Below are 20,294 nucleotides of genomic sequence, written 5' to 3' on the forward strand. Positions count from 1 at the left end.
GTGTTTAGCCGTCCTTAGACTATTATTAGCAAAAAATTTACAATTTGACACATCTTGTCTCATAATTCTTCTGACCCTACCTTACCACCCCTGGGTCAGTTGGGGGAAATCCCCTAAGTTACAATAAGGGCGACTATAGCTTAAAGGCGGTTCTAAGGCGTGTTTCGCTAAAAAATCAGCATCACTCATCACCTTGTCTGTGTCTCCATCATAGACAATTTTCCCTTGACTCAAAATAATTGTGCGATCGCATAAGTCCCAAGCTAAATCTAAATCATGGGTGGCGATTAATTGCGTCAGGGGTAGGGTTTGTAATAAATTAATCAATTGACGGCGCGATCGCGGATCTAGTTGGGCTGAGGGTTCATCTAAGACTAACACTTGGGGCTGCATGGCCAAGACCCCTGCGATCGCCACTCGTTTTTTTTCCCCACCGGAAAGGTTATCCGGGTTCCGATGGCCATACACTTGAGGGTTAAGATTAACGGTTTCCATCGCTTCTAGGACTCTGAGTTCTAGTTCTTTTCCTTTGACTCCCCCATTCATAGGGCCAAAGGCCACATCTTCCCAAACCGTAGGCATAAATAATTGATCATCGGGATTTTGAAATACTAACCCAACAAAATTACGAATAAGGGCTAAATTTTGAGAATTAACTAACCATTGTCCTATTTTTATTTTTCCAGTTTGAGGTAAAAAAATTCCATTAAGATGAAGTTGTAAAGTGGATTTTCCTGAGCCATTTGCTCCTATTAAAGCTACTCTTTCATTGGCTTTAATTGATAAGTTGATATCATTAAGAGATGAAGTACCATCAGCATAAGTATGGCTGAGATTTTCAATTAATACTGGGTTATGGTGCATTTTTACAACTTAGAATCAACCTATTATCCAACTATTTAATCAGTCTTAACTAGACGCACTGGTATAAAATCCTAACGCAAATTTCCAAAAATAGTGAGATAAGATTAATAATAATATTGCCAGTAATCCTGACCCTAACATCCAAGAAAGATTATATCTTCCTAACAAGGTTTCTGCGGGAACTGTCGTTAAAAAAGTTACCGGAACCACAAAGGTAAAGAAAAATCGATAGGCAACCGGATAAGCGACTATGGGAAATCTTCCCGCTTCTAATAATCCTCTCAATACTTCTGTTACATTATAGATTTTAACAAACCAAATACTGGTTGCTCCTAACATAAACCAAATACTATATAAAATGATAATACCTAATCCAAGAATTAGACTACTTATTAAATAATCTAATATTGTTATCTTTAGTTGACATCCAGCATAAATAATGATACTTATTCCAAAAATTATATCAGGAATTCCCCAAGGAGAAATGATTCTCGCAGATAACCAAAATTGACTACTAATAGGTTTTAATAAAATAAAATCTAAGGTTCCTTTTTGAACTTGTTCTACAATTCGATTAAGATTCGGAACTAAAAATATACTTGAAACTCCTTGTAATATGGTGAAGATTCCCATTACTATCATCGCTTCTTGCCAAGTCCATCCCTCAAAAGTATAGCCAGTTCTATAAAAAAGAAATAAGCTAAATAGACTGCCAATTAAATTAGCTAAACTACTAAGCATGGCAATCAAAAAGTTTAAACGATATTCTAATTCGGCCGCGATCGCCGTTATCCAAAATAGTTTCAAAACTTTAAAATAAGTTTTCATTATCTTTTAATTACTACTCAATAACATTGTATGGATTCTTAATATAAAAATCTACTTTTCTATTTCTTCCTGAACGACCCTTAAATTTTTTGTTTTTCTCAAAGCATATTTTTTGCCGATCTAAAAATTCTGAAACCTGGTCTAATATAGATTTTAAATCTCTAGTTCTAAAAGTAAACCAAATATCCGAAATTCTTAATGCAGTTTGTGCTAAATCTGTAACAGCAGCAGCTATTTCTTCTAATTTTTTTATTTTAATAATTAGCATTCCTTTATATTTTTCAACTCCAAAGGTTAAAAGGGTATCTTTGAGCAATTATTCTTGCTTTTCTGACATTTTTTGAGATATACTTTGCATCTTTAACCAACGTATTGTTTCTCCTAAATCTGTTAAAATGTAGCCTTCTTCCTTCTGTTTTAAGTACAAATCAATAAAGTCCCCATCTGGATAGAGATAGGGAGTACGAATACGGACAAAACCATCAATGGTCGAACAAGAAAACTGTCTACCGATAGTTAATGAAATAATTTGGTATATTTCAGACATTATGGAAATATATCTAATTGCGATAGTGGTGGATCATTCATTAAACCATTATGAGTAATATTAGACTCAATGCAGAATTGTTGCCAAACTGTTGTAGGTTCATCAACGGAAGCTGTTATGTCTGGAGGAACATAAGCTTGTTTATCTTTATACATTTTACTTTTATCATTAATTAAACCTTCAAACTCATCTTGTGTTAGCACAATTAAAACAAAATTGATCTACACCTTATCATTTATTTTACTCAATCAAGCTGTCAGTTACTAACAGGCAAGCTCACTGACATTTTAATATTAGCATTAATAGTGCTAGTGGAATGAATATCTTTAGATTTTACTTAGATCATAATATTTATTAATAATTACGGCATAAACTCGAATAAAATACTAAATTGACTATCTTTTTTTGCTCTAGAATTTTGTTTTTCGATTTCGGTAGAGATACGAATATTTCTAGTAAGTGCATATCCAAATGATACTGTTGTAATTCCTACTTCATTACTATCCCCTGGAGAGATAAAACTTTGAGAAAATGAGATATCAGATGCACCTGTACGAGATAAAGGAAGAATGATTTTACCCCCAACATTAACCCCATCTTCAGAATAATTATTAGTTCTAATATAACGATATCCTACCAAGGGAGCCATGTTAATATAACTGCCTAATGGTAAGACATAATAGTGTAAATCTGCTCCTCCTGCTTCACGATTTCCAAAAGAAGTTTGATAATCTCCACTAATAGTTAATCCGGTTTTACCGATAAAAATATCTTCTGCACCAATATTAATTCCTCCTCGATGTCTAGTAGAAGGAAACTCAGCATATCCCATTCGTATACGAGTCCGAAAACTTGGATCATTATCAATATCTTCTAACACATTAGGAACTTCTTTTAACCATTGTTGTAAGACTGGACTATCTTTTAAAATTTCAGGGGATAAGTCAATTGTCTCCTCTGATGAATTATTATTAAAAGTATTCGGTGGTGTAGACTGACTCATGGCAGGAGTAGTTATCTTAAAAAAGAGTAAACCAGTTCCTATCACTATCAATAAAGTTTTCCATTTAGCATTATTTTTCTGGTTTAACATTTGCTTAAAAATTATTTTTGGATAGTTTAATTATAACCGATGGATTAAATTTAACTAAATAGCCAAATATTTAAACTTATGATAGTTATCATAGTCGAACTGACAAAAGCTGAATTTTTTTCCGAAAAATTAAAAATTTGTAGACAACCATTATATAAAATCAGAATAGTATAACATAAGGCAAAAATCATCAAGATTAATTTCACAAAATTAGGAAGATTAAGAAAATTAGTCATAATGATCAGTGTAGCAGGCAATAAAGATGCTCCAACAACAAATATAATAGATGCTAAATTAGGTATTCTGTGATTAATTAAATAAAAAATTAAGCTTAAAATAGTTAAAGATATAAAAGGAAAAAGTCCTAATATAAATAAATTTATTAAATAAGTTTGAGATAACATATCTTGTTTATTTATGTAAATATTTAACACATTTATAATATTCCCTAACAGGCCATAAAAACAACCAATTATTAATGCTTGTTTTGGGGTTAACTTTGACCAAGAAGACAGAATTCTTCCTCCTGGATCAATTATAATATTAAAAGATGTTGTAAAAATCAGTTTAATAATAGAAGTTTTGGGAGTAGAAAAATCACGATTGAATAATTGCTCTATAGGGTTAATTTTTTTGTTGATATAATTAATTTTATTTTGTGCTAATTGTAAACCCCTAAAATCTCCTTTTATTTCAAAAATATTAGCTGCTTTATGTAAATCATTTAAAGCCTTAATTTTATCATCTAATTCGTCATAAGATAAGGCTCGATAATAATAAGAGTAAGCGGAATCATTTTTAATATCAATTGCTTGAGTATAAGCTTCAATTGCTCCGTTTAAATATCCTAATCTTTGTCGAGACCGACCCAAATAATAATAACCTTCAAAACAATGAGAATCAATTCTAATAATTGATTGACAATCTGCTAAGACTTGATGATCTTGATTCAAGTTAAAATAAGCCTCACAACGCTTAACATAAGCTTCTAAAAAATTATGTTTAAGTTTAATTGCTTGATTATAATCTTTAATAGCTCCTTGATAATTTTTATCCAAGGCCTTATTAATTCCTTGAATATACAAAGACTTGGCTGAAGAAGAATCCTTTTTTTTTGTCTCAAAGTCTTCTGGAAGATTACGATCATATTGTATGCGTTTATCAGGATTTATCAAAATTTCATAAGCCTCACAAACTTCTTTAAATTTGTCTTCAGAAATAGGATCATTAGGATGTAAATCAGGATGATATTGACGAGCTAAGCGACGATAAGCTTCTTTTATTTGTGCCACAGTTGCTTGACGAGAAATTTGTAGAATTGTATAGTAATTTTTGGCGTTTTTCATCAACTTAGACTAAAATTTTATTAATTATATCAGAAAATAATAAATATTTTTATTGTTTTAACCCTTGCCTAATTCGTCAATAATGATTATTATTCATTTTAGTTCATCTCCTTTATGTCTATGAAGCCTAAATTTAAGAATACCCTAGACTGGGAACAAGCTCAATTATTAATGCAGCCTACTTTCATTCGTGTTCTTGATCACTTGCGTCAAAAATTAGAAACGTCAACTTGGATAGGCACTTATGAAGATGTGCAAACTCCATTACCCGGATATCAACTCTGTTTGACTCATCAAGAATATTTAATTAAAATAAATATATGGGATATTTGTTTTCAAGTGTGTTTTATTGATTATAATCCTTATTTAGACCAAGATGAAACTTCTCCATCAGAAACACAAATTGTATCAATAGATACTAACTTGATTGACAAAACAGGAAATATTAATTGGCCCTGCTTAGATGATAAAGCAAAACAAAAAATCCAAGAAATATTTGCTAATTTACCTATCCATTAAACCCGAAATCTTTAAGGTTGATTAATATGCTAGAACAATTACGAGAACGGCAACTACAACTAGAAGGAATTTTAAACGAAACCGAAACAGCTATCACTACTTTTGGCAATGACTCTCAAGCTTATCAAGCGGCTTATAATCAAGTAATTTTATGGCATAATTGTCACTGGGGACTGTTAAAATTAACAGGCAATGATCGCGCTCGTTTTCTTCATAATCAAACTACAAATAATATCAATTCTATAAAATCTGGTCAAGGATGTCAGACAGTTTTTGTTAATTCCACTGGACGAACTTTAGAACTTGCTACAGTTTATGTGACAGATGAAGCCATTCTTCTGTTAATTTCTCCTAACCGTCGTCAATTCTTATTAGAATGGATGGATAAGTATCTTTTTCCCCTGGATAAAGTAGAAATAACCGATATTTCTGATGAGAATGCAATTTTTAGTTTAATCGGCCCTGAAAGTGATAATATTATCAAACAATGGGGAATTAATGATATTTTGGGACAACCTCAAAATAGTCATCATTTAGTGACAGTTGACAATAATGTGATTAGAGTTGGTGTAGGAAATGGCTTAGCTATTCCTGGTTATACCTTAAGTATTCCTATTAACCAAGTAGCAGAAGTTTGGACAAAATTAATAGAATTAGGGGCTATTCCTGCAGGGGATAATGTTTGGGGAAAACTAAGAATTAAACAAGGGCGACCATTTCCTGATAATGAATTAACCGAAGATTATAACCCACTAGAAGCCGGTTTATGGTCAACCATTTCCTTTGATAAAGGTTGTTATATTGGACAAGAAACAATTGCCAGATTAAATACTTATCAAGGTGTTAAACAACGTCTTTGGGGGCTAAAATTAAGTCAATTAGTTGAACAGGGAACTCCAGTTACTCTTGATGAGAAAAAAGTAGGAATTTTAACCAGTTGCACAGAAATAAATCAAGAATTTTGGGGATTAACTTATGTTAAAACTAAAGCAGGAGGAGAAGGATTAAGAGTTATAATAGGAGAAGCAACAGGAGAATTAATAGCTGTGCCATTTTTAAGTCATGATTATTATCAACCTGCTGCTATGTAAGAAACAGTGGTTTTTCTAGTGGAACTTGGCTAAAGTAGAAAAAGCTTATCAAACATTCCATCCTAAAGAATGATAGAGAATTCGGACGAAATTAGATAGAATAGAAGTTTAGGGATAAATATATCCTGCCCAAGAAACAGAAGTCTGAAACCTTTAATTTTATGACTGTTCAACCTTTAACCTCTCCCTTTCCACAAGCGAACGCCACATCAGCCGTAACCTCACCTGCTTCAGACTTCAAACCTTGGCGGGGGTTAATAGAAACTTATCGTCCCTATCTTCCTGTCACCGAAGCGACACCAGTTATCACCCTTCTCGAAGGTAACACTCCTCTTATTCCTGTTCCCTACATCTCTCAACAAATAGGACGAGGAGTCAAAGTATTTGTCAAATACGACGGTTTAAACCCCACAGGAAGCTTTAAAGATAGGGGGATGACCATGGCCATCTCTAAAGCCAAAGAAGAAGGGGCTAAAGCTGTTATTTGTGCTAGTACCGGAAACACTTCTGCTGCTGCGGCCGCCTACGCAAGACGGGCCGGAATGCGGGCTTTTGTTATTATTCCTGATGGGTATGTAGCACTTGGTAAACTTGCCCAAGCTTTATTATATGGGGCAGAAGTCATCGCCATTGAAGGGAATTTTGATGAGGCTTTAAATGTAGTTCGCAACATAGCAGAAACTTATCCCGTTAAATTAGTTAATTCTGTCAACCCTTATCGTTTAGAAGGACAAAAAACTGCCGCTTTTGAAATAGTTGATGTCTTAGGAAATGCCCCTGACTGGTTATGTATTCCAGTAGGAAATGCGGGAAATATTAGTGCTTATTGGATGGGTTTTTGTCAATATCATAGTTTAGGAAAGAGCGATAAATTACCTAAAATGATGGGGTTTCAAGCTGCGGGTGCTGCACCTTTTATTCTTGGTAAACCTATTTCTAATCCTCAAACATTAGCTACTGCTATTCGTATTGGCAACCCTGCTAGTTGGGATAAAGCTTGGGCAGCAAAAGAAGCCAGTTTAGGAGAATTTAATGCTGTTACTGATGAAGAAATATTAGACGCTTATGGTATTTTAGCATCTCAAGAAGGGATATTTTGTGAACCAGCTAGTGCCGCATCTGTAGCCGGTTTATTAAAGGTAAAAGATAAAATTCCCCATGAGATAACAATTGTTTGCGTCTTAACAGGAAATGGACTTAAAGATCCTGATTGTGCTATTAAACATAGTAACAATCAAGTGAAATCAGGGGTTAAACCTGATTTATCAATTGTTGCTGAGGCTATGGGTTTTTAAGGGACTTGCTATTGAATAAAGTACCAATTAATACTTAACATTGCTCAATCCAGTTAAATACATTAGTGCCGTAGAAAGCCAGAACTTACCCAAAAGTCTAGAACTTATCGGGTTAATTCTACCCAAAGTTAACCTTTTTCTTTACCTTTTCAGGATATAAATATTTGAGTAGATCAATATTATTGATTTCTCAGATTCCCTAAAGAGGTCATATGAACGTTATTCTAGATACTTTACAGTCGATTATTAATACTCCTGATTCAGCAAATCCCCTATCTTCCATGGAAAACCCTATCCTAGATCAAGGTAAACTAGGAGATAATTTGAGTATTAATAATTTACTAGATCAACAAACTGGATGGGTAGGTAATAAATTAGGTCATGTGTTTTGCAATTCCAATTTATCTTGTTCTTGTTCTAGTTGTACAAATCCAATATTATTAGATAATATTACTCCCCAAAATACGGTTAGTAGCGGAACCACTTCTCTCTCTCCTCAAGACACAACGACTAACCTTCCTATAGATGCCATTTTGTCTGGAACTCAGTGGTATTTGACATCAACAAATAAGACTGTTACCTACAGTTTTTATGAAGATACTATCTTTGCTGGTTCATATTATGGTTTTCAAACAGGAATTAGAGAAGTTAGTGAAGGTATCAAAAGCAATGTTAGATCTATTTTAAATTGGGTTCAAAGTATCATTAATGTCAACTTCCTTGAAGTTCAAGAAACTGATACCAGTACTTATGGGCAGATGAGATTTATGCTATCTGATAGCCCTAATTATGCTTATACTTATTATCCTTTCATAGATGATTTAGCAGGAGATGTATACCTTAAGGGAACCTATGATAATGCTGCCAATACTAATGGGTTTCAAAATCCAGGAGGTAAACATGGTTTTATGTCTCTTATTCACGAAATTGGTCATGCTTTAGGATTACAACATTCTTTTGATGGAGGTTTAGATCCCTCTTTAGATAACTCTAATAATACCGTGATGGGTTATAATTTCAAATATGGAGATGTCAGTACCGCCTCAACATTTGCACCCCTAGATATTGCCGCTTTACAATCACTTTATGGGGCCAGAGTCACTACTACTAATGATACTTATTTATTTAAAACCATTGATAAATTTACCGTCAATGGTCAATCGGGATTAAATACTAATAGTCCTAATGTTGTCAAACAAACAATTTGGGATGGAGACGGCAATGATACGATTGATTTATCCCTTGTTGCTGCTAATACTGCCGGATATCGAGTTGACTTAAATCCTGGGGGATTTATTACTCAAAATAATGTTTATCAGGCAAAGACTTATACCATCAATGGTATTGCTTATCAAACCACTGCTTCAGGAACACAAATTGCTTATGATACCTTCATTGAAAATCTCATTAATTCTAAGAGTAGTGACAATATTTACCTCAATGCTATAGCTAATAAAGTAAGTGGTTATAATTCCACAATAGAGACAGGTAACGATATCATTTACAATGGAACCAGTCAAGATATTTTACAACTAGATTATAATTTCTCTGAGGTTACTCATACCCAAAATCTTAATGACTTAGTGCTAGGATTAGGAACAAATGGTTCGATTACCTTAAAAGATTATTACCTTAATCTTACCGATCAAATCAATATTCAATATGCTGATATCTTAAGGGTTTCTATTAGTGATGCTCAAGTTATCGAAGGTAATAGTGGTTTAACTAAGTTATTATTCACCGTTAATCTTTCTGATGCTGCCACTGAAGCATTTACCCTTAATTATAACACCATTGATGGAACAGCAACGGGAGGAATTGATTATGCTTCAATAACTAATGGAAGTCTTAATTTCTTAGTGGGTGAAACTCAGAAAACTATTGAAGTACAAGTTAATGGTGATCTAACTGATGAAGACAATGAAAATTTTATCTTACAACTGTTTAAAAATAGCACTACTCCTGCATCTATTTCTTTGCTAAACTCTCAAGGTTTGGGAAATATTATCGATGATGATGTACAAGCAAGATTATCTATTACTGATGTTACTGTTAATGAAAAAAATGGTACAGCAACTTTAAGGGTTAATCTCTCTAAGTCTCTTGATAATGTAGTCAGTGTAGATTACAATACTACTAATAGTAGTGCGATCGCTGGACAAGATTATACGGATCAGACGGGGACAATAACATTTAATGCAGGGGTAACTCAACAATTCATTACGATTAACCTAATGAATAACACTGTTTATGAACCTACTGCCGAAAAGTTTTTTGTGAATCTTACTAATGCGAAAAATGCTACTATCAGTGATAATCAAGGAGTTGTTACCATTACAGATAATGATAGTAAACCTACTATTTCTATTAATGATGTTACTAAATTAGAAAGGAATATTTCGGGAACAACAACAACTTTCTGGTTTACAGTTAGTCTTTCTAATGCTAGTAGTCAAAGTATAAGCGTCAATTATAATACCCTTAATAGAACGGCGGTTGCGGGGTCTGATTATATAGGTAAGAGTGGAATACTGACGTTTAACCCACTACAAACTAGAAAAACCATTAGTGTTACAGTGAATGCGGATTCTAATAGTGAAGCTAATGAACAATTTTTTGTCAATTTAAGTAATCCAACTAATGCTACTATTGCCGATCGACAAGGAATAGGAACTATTCTAACTGATGATGCTATCACTACGGTAACAAAAGTAGCAAGCATTACACGACCCTCTGCTACATTGTTAAATTCGACTGATAAGATTGATATTCTAACTGGAACTACACAAGCAGATTTATTTAGTTTAGGAAATAGTAAATCTGCTTATTTTAATGAGATAGGTTTTGACGATTTGCCTATCCTTAAAAATTTTCAAGAACAACAAAATGATACTATTCAACTAATGTATCGATTAATATCATCTTTTGAAGATGATATTAATAGCAGTAAAGATGTCAAAGGAACAGAAAATTTCTACAACAATCAGGATAATCAAGAACTGATCAGTATTGTTTCAGACCTTAATTCTATGAGTCTTGAAAGTAAAGCATTTAGCTTTGTGTAATCACGATTAATTAGTTGTTATGGAAAATCAATTTATCCCTAACAACTAATATGAAATCCAATTCAGGATCTCCCGTACCTGTGGTGATAAGTAAAGCTTATAATTCGTAGGGTGGGTTAGACGCGGCTATGATTTTGATGAAAAACTAATAATTTTTAAGGCGCGTCGTAACCCACCATATAAAGTATTGTAGCTGATTATACATTTTATACCAAGATGTCGGGAGAGCCGGTATTGGGAAAATCGGTTCTGAGAACGGCTTTTTGGCGGATGGGTAATCCGCCACTAATAGAAATAGTATTTACATACAAAAAAACGACTATCTTTTTTGTCTTAACAGGAAATTTACTTAATTAAAAAAGAATATTTATCATTAATTTTACTTACACATTTATACTAAACTTTAATATTTCCTCAATTAAGCTATCAATAAATACCTAATTTTAATCAAAACTTTAAAAAATAAGTAATCATTTAACAGTGATGCTACATAGATAACTAAGTGTTTATAATTAATAATTTTATAATTTAGTATAGTCACTAATAATATCTGATAAAAATCAAATCTTCCGAGATTACTCTGTGGGCATTGCCAAAAAGCATCAGTTAAATTTGAAAAAAGATTAAATAACTGAGACAACTTTATTTAAGAGGCGGAAAAAGAAGTAATTATGGATATTAAATTGATTCTAGATGCTTTGCATTCGATTATTAATCCTTCTGATGCAACAGATTACGTATCTTTGATAAAAAAAACTAGCGATTTTATTATTGAACATAGTAAGGAGTTAGGGTTATCTGTTAATAGCATAAATCCAGTAAATTCACCGATAACATTTAATCATTCAGATGTTAATCAAAGCTTAGAAAAATTTAGTAATTTAGAAGAACGTTTAAATAAGATTTTTGATAACATCAATTTGCCAAAACAATCTCAAACTCTTTTACGAGAGCAGATTACAAAAAAAATCTTAGACAAAATAGCTGGACTAGATCAAGGAAAACTAGGACATGAATTAACCAACAATAATCAAATACTAGGAGAAATAAATGACCAATTAAATTCAAATTTAGGGTCATTTATTTCTCATTTTACCACTAATAATTTACTAGAGCGACAAATTGGATGGGTAGGTAATAACTCAGACGATAAATTCTCTACTCCTAATTTATCTTGTTCTTGTCCTAATTGCACAAACCCAATATTATTAAATAATACTACCTCCCAAAATATTGTTAGTGGCAAAACAACTTCTCTGTCTCCTGAAGGAACAACTACTAATCTTCCCATAAATGCTCTTTTGTCTGGAAATAAGTGGACTTTTCCATCGACCAATACTACTGCTACTTCCACTTCCAGTCCTACACTTACCTACAGTTTTTATGAAGACACTATCTTTGCTGGTTCATATTATGGTGTTGAAACAGGAGTTAGAGAAGTTAGTGAAGGGGTCAAAACCAATGTTAGATCTATTTTAAATTGGGTTCAAAATACTATTAATATCAACTTCCTTGAAGTCCAAGAAACTAATAAAAGTACCTATGGACAGATGCGATTCATGATATCTGATAATCCTAATTATGCTTATGCTTATTATCCTTCAACAGGTACTATGGGAGGAGAGGTACATCTTAAAGGAAGCTATGATAATACTAGCACTACTAATGGGTTTCAAAATCCAGGAGGTAAACATGGTTTTATGTCTCTTATTCACGAAATTGGTCATGCTTTAGGATTAAGACATTCTTTTGATGGAGGTTTAGATCCCTCTTTAGATAACTCTAATAATACCGTGATGGGTTATAATTTTAAATATGGAGATGTCAGTGCCGCCTCAACATTTGCACCCCTAGATATTGCCGCTTTACAATCACTTTATGGGGCTAGAGTCACTACTACTAATGATACTTATCTATTTAAAACCATTGATAAATTTACCGTCAATGGTCAATCGGGATTAAATACTAATAGTCCTAATGTTGTCAAACAAACAATTTGGGATGGAGACGGCAATGATACGATTGATTTATCCCTTGTTGCTGCTAATACTGCCGGATATCGAGTTGACTTAAATCCTGGGGGATTTATTACTCAAAATAATGTTTATCAGGCAAAGACTTATACCATCAATGGTATTGCTTATCAAACCACTGCTTCAGGAACACAAATTGCTTATGATACCTTCATTGAAAATCTCATTAATTCTAAGAGTAGTGACAATATTTACCTCAATGCTATAGCTAATAAAGTAAGTGGTTATAATTCCACAATAGAGACAGGTAACGATATCATTTACAATGGAACGAGTCAAGATATTGTACAATTAGATTACAAGTTTTCTGCAGTTACTCGTACCCAAACTGTCAATGATTTAGTGCTAGGATTAGGCACGAAAGGCTCGATTACTTTAAAAGATTATTACCTTAATCTTACCAATCAAATCAATGTTAATTATCTTGATAGCTTAGGGATTTCTATTAGTGATGCTCAAGTTATCGAAGGTAATAGTGGTATAACTAAGTTATTATTCACCGTTAATCTTTCTGGTGCTGCCACTGAAGCATTTACCCTTAATTATAATACCGTTGATGGAACCGCAAAGGGAGGAATTGATTATGCTTCAATAACTAATGGAAGTCTTAATTTTTTAGTGGGTGAAACTCATAAAACTATTGAAGTACAAGTTAATGGTGATCTAGTTTATGACGGCAATGAAAATCTGACATTACAACTGTTGAAAAATAGCAATATTCCTGGCTATATTTATCTGCTAGACTCTCAAGGTTTGGGAACTATTATCGATGATGATGTGCCATCAAAATTATCTATTACTGATGTTACTGTTAATGAAAATGGTACGGCAACTTTAGCTGTTAATCTTTCCGGTGCAGCAGGTACAACAGTTAGTGTAGACTACAGCACTGCTAATGGTACCGCGCTGTCAGATTCAGATTATACGGCTCAGACGGGGACACTAACATTTAATGCAGGGGTAACTCAACAATTCATTACGATTAGTCTAATAAATGACACAGTTTATGAACCCACTGCCGAAAAGTTTTTTGTTAATCTAACCAATGCAAAAAATGCTACTATCAGCAATAATCAAGGAGTTGTTACCATTATAGATAATGATAGTAAACCAACCATTTCTATTAATGATGTTACTAAATTAGAAGGGAATGTTTCGGGAAGTATAAACAAAACAACTTTCCAGTTTACAGTTAGTCTTTCTAATGCTAGTAGCCAAAGTATAAGTGTTAATTATGCAACAGCAAATGGCACAGCAATCGCGGGGAGTACATCAGATTATCTGAGTAATAGTGGAATACTGACGTTTAGCCCATTACAAACTAGCAAAACCATTAGTGTTACTGTAAACCGGGATTCTATTAGTGAAGTTAATGAACAATTTTTTGTCAATTTAACTAATCCGACTAATGCTACTATTGCCGATGGACAAGGAATAGGAACCATTACAAATGATGATGTTATTACTGGGGCAACAAAAACAGCAAACCGTCGTAAAATACTACCCTCAGCTACGGTTTTAGCTTCGACTGATAAGGTGGATATTTTAACAGGAACTAACAAAAAAGATTTGTTTACTTTAGGAGATAGTAAATCAGTTTATTATGCTCAGAGAGGGTTTGATGATTTAGCTGTCATTAAAGATTTTCAAGAAGGTGATACTATTCAACTGCATGGTGATGCTTCTATGTATAAATTAATGTCATCTTTTGATGCTAATATTTATGGCATTGGAGATTTTAAAGGAACAGGAATTTTTAACAACAATCAAGATAATCAAGAACTGATTGGTATTGTTTCAGACGTTAATTCTATGAGTCTTGAAAGTAAAGCATTTAGCTTTGTTTAATTACAAATTAATAGATGATAAGTAAGTAGTCGGACATAAATAAACAATACTATGTTGAGAAATGTAACTAGGTTGTAACCCCTCTCCCTGCTCCCCGCTCCCCGCTCCCCTGCTGACTTCACCGTAACATTTATTTTTGTCCAGGTACTTAGTAGGTGTCAACGGCCGTTGACCCCTACTTGTTCATGAAGGTCGTAGAACCATTTATTTTAATCTTCCTGACCTCAAAATACTAATAATTAACCACATTCCTAATAAACTTGCTGCGGCAAATAACACATTACTAATGACGGATAATTGTTGAGTCTGGGAACCCGTAGAAATAATAGCAGCCCCCATAATTAATGAACCCAAAACAATACTAAATGATAATCTATTGGCTGAAGAATCAACACTACGTCGTAAGGGTTCTAATTCCTTAATTCGTAAATTCCATTGCAAAGTTTCTGAAGATAAACGATCTAATAATACCTCAATTTGTCGGGGTGTTTTTAAGTAAATAGATTTGAGATCTAAAACTGTTCTTAAGCTAGTTTGTAAGGGGGTATCACCAATCAATTGACGACGAAATAAATCTGTCATTAAGGGTTTAATTTCATCAAAAAGATTAACCGAGGGATTAAATTGACGGGCCGCACCTTCTAAATTGGCTAAACATTTAGCATATAATCCCAGATTTCCCGGTACTTTTAGTTTATTTTTTCGAGCAATTTGTAATATTTCATAAACTACTTCACTAAAATTAAATTGACCAACACTTAAATCATAATACTTGCGTAAGATTTTCTCATAGTCTCCTTGTAATCGTTCTAAACTAACAGGTTGACCTGATTCTGATAACTCAATTGTTAATTGAGTACATCCTCTTGCATCTAAATCAAAAATCGCAAGTAATAGTTGGGTTAAAATTTGTTGTGTTCGTGGATCAAGACGACCTACCATACCACAATCAATAATAGCAACTCGACCATCTTCGAGATAAAAAATATTACCTGGATGGGGATCGGCATGAAAAAAACCATCAATATAAAGTTGTTGAAAAAATGCTCTAAATAATAAGGTCGTTACTTGTTTTTTGCGTTGTTCAATGGATATTTCAGTAGTAGGAATATTGAGATCAGCTTGTAAAATTGGTTGCCCATTTAACCATTCTAATACTAATATTTTTTCTGTAGTCATTTCCCAATAAACTTGAGGAACTAGTAAGTCTTTAGGATTAAACCAACTACTCTTAGATAAATTCTGACGCAGTTTATCAGTATAACGTCCCTCTTGAGTAAAATCTAATTCTTTTGTAATTGCTTGAGCAAATTCATCGGCTAAATTTACAATATCATAATTTTGTCCAAATTCAGTTAATGAAACTAGCTCAGCAATACCTTTAATTAAGATGATATCTTGATCTACAATACTGTCAATTCCTGGTCGTTGAACTTTAATTGCAACTTGTTGACCATCAGTTAAAGTTGCGCGATGAATTTGTCCAATTGATCCGGCGGCAATAGGATTAGGATTAACTTGAAGAAAAATAGTCTCTAAAGGTTGTTTTAATTGTTGACGAAGTAGTGTTTCAATTTCTGTCCAAGCAACCGGAGGAACATTAGCTTGTAAATCTGTTAAAGCATTAATATAATTAGGTGGAAGAATATCAGGTCTGGTACTCATAAGTTGACCTAATTTAACATAAAATGGCCCTAGTTCTACTAATATATTACGCAAAACTTCGGGAGTGGGAATCTGAGGATTATCTGCTTTCCCAACGGTTAAAAGTCCTTTCATATAATCCCAACCATTACTAAATACAACTTCAATAATTTCTCTTTGACGCGCACTGGTTTTAGTTAAAGAAAACATAGTTTTTAAAGTTAATAATTGAAACTTTTACAAAGGTGGTTATAATTAAAGTCACCATAGAAAAGTGCCTCTCCCGACATCTTGGTATAAAATGTATAATCAGCTACAATACTTAATATGGTGGGTTACGACGCGCCTTCAAAGTTATGGGTTTTTCATCAAAATTATAGCCGCATCTAACCCACCCTACGAATTATAAGCTTTACTTATCACCACAGGTACGGGAGAGCCACCCAGGGCGGGTTTAAGCTAAAACGCATTTACAATGCGTTTTAGCAAGGCAAAAGGCAAAAAGCAAAAGGCTTTCATGGAAGAGGATTGTAGCTTTTTTCTTGCATTTAACCAATAAGCAGTTTAAATGCACAACAGCTTATTTAACTTTTTTGTGAAAATCATTGCTTTATGTAAAAAACCCAGGGCGGGTTTATTTAACTTTTTTGTGAAAATCATTGCTTTATGTAAAAAACCCGCCCCTACAAAATTTTGGGGAATTATTTTTTGTACTTACTTGGTATTAAGTTCTTACATTCAAACATACTCGTGTCTTTTGTATTCAACTTTTTTCATTTTTTATGCCTCTAATTCCTTAAAGAAGTTTTTCTAATTGAGAGTTTTTACTTAATAATTGAAGCACTTTTTTAATGTCTTGAGTTCGTTCTTTATTAACAACAAGGGTGACATTTTGATCTCGAACAATGACGACATTTTCTAAGCCAATGGTGACAATAACTTCATCATCATTACTAGCATAAATAATCGCTCCTTGAGTATCAAGTCCAACATGATTTGCTAATTCGACATTCTGACCTTTACTCTCAATTAAGCGTTCCAAAGAATTCCAATCTCCTAAATCATCCCAACCAAAATTAGCAGGTAAAACATAAGCTAATTGAGTTTTTTCCATCAAAACATAATCAATACTTTTCTTTTCTAAATTCTCATAGGCCTCTTGGCCTTTATCTTGTAACAATTGAACCATCTGAGGGGCATATTTTTTTAATTCTTCTAAGACAACCCCTGCACGAAAAATAAACATCCCACTATTCCAACTAAATTTACCCGTTTCTATAAATAATTCTGCGGTTTCTCGATTGGGTTTTTCCGTAAAGCGACTAACAGAATAGACGAGTAAATTATTAAATTCACCGTAATGTTTCCCCTGTTCAATATAACCATAACCCGTAGAAGGATAGGCCGGTTTAATGCCTAATGTTACGATAGCATTTTCAGTTAAAGCAACCTCACTAGCGGCTTTTAAAGTCTGTTGAAATGCGTCATTATCTCCAATCCAATGATCCGCCGGAAAAAAGCCAATTACGGCATCTTTTCCATAATGTTTGGCTATTTCTAAAGTTGCCCAAGCAACGGCCGGTGCTGTATCTTTTCCTTGGGGTTCTACTAATAGATTCGTCTCTGGTAATTGGGGTAATTGTTCCCTGACTCCATCGGCAATGGGGGCCGCTGTAATTACCCACAAATTTTCCCACTTTTGGGCCAAAGGAAGCAAACGATTGGCGGTTGATTGTAATAAACTATCACCAGTTCCATCAAGACACAGAAATTGTTTGGGACGATGACGACGACTTAGGGGCCAAAACCGTTCCCCTTTACCACCAGCTAGAATAACAGGAATTAAAGTTTTAGTCATGGGTGATTCCAATTACTTGTTAGTTTATTAATCAATTGTATACTTATATATTAAATCGGGTTAGGCACTAATTGTAATATCAATTTTCCAAATCTAAAATTGCTGATCAAAAGCAGCCTAAACTATCTCTAGTAGATACTCCCGTAACAGGATTAATACCTTCAGCCCTCTCACACATTAAAGATACTTGATAACGATCAATTACAGCATCCGTAAAATCAGCCCCCGTAATAATACTGTCATAAAAACGGGTACGAGTAGCGATCGCGTCTACTAAAATGGCATTAGTAAGATTAGCAAAATCTAAGGTCACACGGTCAAGTAAAGACGCAGTTAGATTAGCATCTTTGAGATTAGCTTTTAATAAGACTCCTTCTGTCATAATCGAGTAGGATAAGTTAGACCCCTCAAAAGAAGTTTCTCGCATATTTGCCGCCGCAAAAACAGCCCTTTCTAAATCTTTATGAGAGAAATCTTGATGTTGCAAATCAGCATAAGTATAGTTAACCGATTTATCTTGGGCCAAGGCAGGATGGGCATCTAATAATACCAAAAATACGGCTAATAGTAATAGGAATATTAACCCCAAAAAACGCAAAATTAAACTTTTAATTAATTTCATTGCCTCCCATCTCCTAATTGTCTGGCTGTTTGAGAAAGTCTTCCCCTAAGACCAAATTTTTCGCATCAAGACCAATTCTTAGGGTGAGTTGAGAATCTAAATCTCCGGTGGATGATGCTTCTACTCTACCGATTCCTAAAGCGGTTTGCAAGAGTTGAGCCGCTTCTAAATCTCCTTTTTGTACTATGATTTCGCTTTCTCGTAACAGTTCAGGAGCATCCCCAATAGTATAAACGTTGTGGAATCCTTCTTTAGCCAAATATTCAATCACTTGTTGACTTAAGGCTGGGTCATCAGCCCCATTCTGTAAAGCGATTCTAACCCTATTAGGAGAGTGTTCAGACTGAGTTTCTCCCGAAATGCCAAAATATTCCTGCATCACCCTGTCTCGTCCCTCTGAGGAAAGCACCCAATAACTACGGGCATCAAATTCTTCTTCTTGACTAAAACGGCCTGGTAACATGACCATTTGTACTTTATCCCGCTCTAATTGTCGGCCAAAATTGACTAAAGCTAACATTTCTTCCCAAGTCATATTAGTATCAATATGCTTTTCTAATAGGCTGATAGCTTGGGGAATACGGGGTATAATGGTCGGATTAGTTAGTTTTTGACGTAAGGATTTCAGTAAAACTTGTTGTCTTTGTACCCGTCCAATATCCCCATAACCATCTTTACGAAAACGGGCAAATTGTTCTGCTTGTTCCCCATTGAGGGTTTGTTGACCTTCTTCTAAATTAATTGTTAATTTCTGGGTTTTATCTTCGTATTGCATAGCGTGAGGGACATATACTTCCACTCCTCCCACTAAATTTACTAATTCTTTAAACGCATCGGTAGTGACGCGAACATAACGGTCAATGGGGAGATCATTCAAGGTCTTACTCAGAACCCTAGCAGTTAAAGCGGGGCCGCCATGAACGTTAGCATCATTGATTTTACTGTAGCCTACCTCTGGAATGTCCACACGACTATCTCTAGGGACAGACAACATTTTGACTGATTGGGTTTCGGGATCAAAACGCAATAGCAATATTGTATCACTACGTCCGCCAAATCCTTCTAAACTACCAGGGGGGGCATCTAATACCCGATCAATACCCAACACTAACACATTGACGGGGCGAGATAAACGATAGGGTAACAGCAAATTAGTTCCCATGCTTGGGGCCGCATTCGGGGCGGTTTTGGGGTTAAAGGCAGTTTGCCAAGGGAGTTTGACCTGTTGAATAAAGGGCAGTACATTATTAGATAGGGGACTCATGAGGGTTAAACCTGCCCCCACAGTAGCTGATAATGCGGCGGTACAACTGAAGGTCATCCCCCACAAAAGTCCTCGATATAATGGGGAAATTTTTTTTTTCTTAACTTGTTGATGGGTAACAGAGGATTTCGAGACACTATCAGGGCCTGGTTTTTGCTTTTTTCGCGGGGCTGATTTAGATTTAAAACCAGAACCTGTAGACACTCTTTCAACACTATTTGCCATGTTTTACCTCAACCACAACAAACCACCCTATAATTGTCTATGGATTTGCATCAGATTAGTTTGAATTAGATTAGAGCAAAAAAGTTCCCTGTTCTTTTTCTCTTTGTCAGAAATTTTAGGATAGTTAAGACTAAGGTATAATTAATGGTGAC

The 20,294-nt window shown here is 34.2% G+C and carries 16 protein-coding genes; 5 read left to right on the forward strand and 11 right to left on the reverse strand.

Translation table 11 applies throughout. The features are described 5' to 3' along the window. Positions 1-81: 81 nt before the first annotated feature. From AsFPU1_RS12060 to AsFPU1_RS12090, 7 genes are all read right to left on the reverse strand, one after another. Positions 82-864, reverse strand: a complete 783-nt coding sequence (locus tag AsFPU1_RS12060) for an energy-coupling factor ABC transporter ATP-binding protein (protein ID WP_124974860.1) — start codon at positions 862-864, stop codon at positions 82-84. A gap of 45 nt (positions 865-909) precedes the next feature. After that, positions 910-1,692 (reverse strand): ABC transporter permease, encoded by a 783-nt coding sequence (locus AsFPU1_RS12065; protein WP_124974862.1) that lies wholly within the window; start codon positions 1,690-1,692, stop codon positions 910-912. Between the two features lie 13 nt (positions 1,693-1,705). Then, positions 1,706-2,008: a hypothetical protein gene (locus tag AsFPU1_RS12070; RefSeq protein ID WP_124974864.1), complete on the reverse strand. Its 303-nt coding sequence runs from the start codon at positions 2,006-2,008 to the stop codon at positions 1,706-1,708. After that, on the reverse strand, positions 2,009-2,239 hold the full coding sequence (locus AsFPU1_RS12075; protein WP_124974866.1) for a DUF1828 domain-containing protein: 231 nt from the start codon (positions 2,237-2,239) through the stop codon (positions 2,009-2,011). After that, positions 2,239-2,442: a hypothetical protein gene (locus AsFPU1_RS12080; protein ID WP_124974868.1), complete on the reverse strand. Its 204-nt coding sequence runs from the start codon at positions 2,440-2,442 to the stop codon at positions 2,239-2,241. Before AsFPU1_RS12080 ends, AsFPU1_RS12075 begins: the two co-directional genes overlap by 1 nt. A 158-nt stretch (positions 2,443-2,600) precedes the next feature. Next, entirely contained in the window at positions 2,601-3,242 is a 642-nt protein-coding gene (locus tag AsFPU1_RS12085; protein WP_227873519.1) for a hypothetical protein, read from the reverse strand. A 140-nt stretch (positions 3,243-3,382) separates the two neighbouring features. Further along, entirely contained in the window at positions 3,383-4,678 is a 1,296-nt protein-coding gene (locus AsFPU1_RS12090; RefSeq protein ID WP_124974872.1) for a J domain-containing protein, read from the reverse strand. Between the two features lie 120 nt (positions 4,679-4,798). Between AsFPU1_RS12090 and AsFPU1_RS12095 the strand changes: the two genes are divergently transcribed. The 5 genes from AsFPU1_RS12095 (at position 4,799) to AsFPU1_RS12115 (ending at position 14,529) form a co-directional block, all read left to right on the forward strand. Further along, the gene (locus AsFPU1_RS12095; RefSeq protein ID WP_124974874.1) at positions 4,799-5,197 is read left to right on the forward strand and encodes a hypothetical protein; all 399 of its coding nucleotides are present in this window, start codon (positions 4,799-4,801) and stop codon (positions 5,195-5,197) included. A 26-nt stretch (positions 5,198-5,223) separates the two neighbouring features. Then, positions 5,224-6,288 carry a CAF17-like 4Fe-4S cluster assembly/insertion protein YgfZ gene (ygfZ, locus tag AsFPU1_RS12100; protein WP_124974876.1) on the forward strand — a complete coding sequence of 355 codons (1,065 nt, stop codon included), beginning with the start codon at positions 5,224-5,226 and terminating at the stop codon, positions 6,286-6,288. A gap of 161 nt (positions 6,289-6,449) precedes the next feature. Further along, the gene (thrC, locus tag AsFPU1_RS12105) at positions 6,450-7,583 is read left to right on the forward strand and encodes a threonine synthase (protein ID WP_124974878.1); all 1,134 of its coding nucleotides are present in this window, start codon (positions 6,450-6,452) and stop codon (positions 7,581-7,583) included. Positions 7,584-7,795: 212 nt separating this feature from the next. Further along, complete coding sequence (locus AsFPU1_RS12110) at positions 7,796-10,648, forward strand: Calx-beta domain-containing protein (protein WP_227873516.1); 2,853 nt, start codon at positions 7,796-7,798, stop codon at positions 10,646-10,648. A gap of 671 nt (positions 10,649-11,319) precedes the next feature. Continuing rightward, positions 11,320-14,529 (forward strand): Calx-beta domain-containing protein, encoded by a 3,210-nt coding sequence (locus tag AsFPU1_RS12115; protein WP_124974880.1) that lies wholly within the window; start codon positions 11,320-11,322, stop codon positions 14,527-14,529. Between the two features lie 204 nt (positions 14,530-14,733). Here AsFPU1_RS12115 and AsFPU1_RS12120 read toward each other — a convergent pair whose 3' ends face one another. The 4 genes from AsFPU1_RS12120 to AsFPU1_RS12135 all read right to left on the reverse strand — a co-directional run bounded on the left by AsFPU1_RS12120 (position 14,734) and on the right by AsFPU1_RS12135 (position 20,142). Beyond that, positions 14,734-16,383 (reverse strand): ABC1 kinase family protein, encoded by a 1,650-nt coding sequence (locus tag AsFPU1_RS12120; RefSeq protein ID WP_124974882.1) that lies wholly within the window; start codon positions 16,381-16,383, stop codon positions 14,734-14,736. Between the two features lie 586 nt (positions 16,384-16,969). Next, a complete protein-coding gene (locus AsFPU1_RS12125) occupies positions 16,970-18,031 on the reverse strand; it encodes a mannose-1-phosphate guanylyltransferase (RefSeq protein WP_124974885.1) in 1,062 nt (353 codons plus the stop codon). A gap of 106 nt (positions 18,032-18,137) precedes the next feature. After that, entirely contained in the window at positions 18,138-18,653 is a 516-nt protein-coding gene (locus AsFPU1_RS12130) for a pentapeptide repeat-containing protein (protein ID WP_124974887.1), read from the reverse strand. A 13-nt stretch (positions 18,654-18,666) separates the two neighbouring features. Continuing rightward, complete coding sequence (locus tag AsFPU1_RS12135; protein ID WP_124974889.1) at positions 18,667-20,142, reverse strand: LCP family protein; 1,476 nt, start codon at positions 20,140-20,142, stop codon at positions 18,667-18,669. Between the last annotated feature and the right edge of the window lie 152 nt (positions 20,143-20,294).

This window comes from Aphanothece sacrum FPU1, from assembly GCF_003864295.1.
Taxonomy (GTDB): Bacteria; Cyanobacteriota; Cyanobacteriia; order Cyanobacteriales; family Microcystaceae; genus Aphanothece_B; species Aphanothece_B sacrum.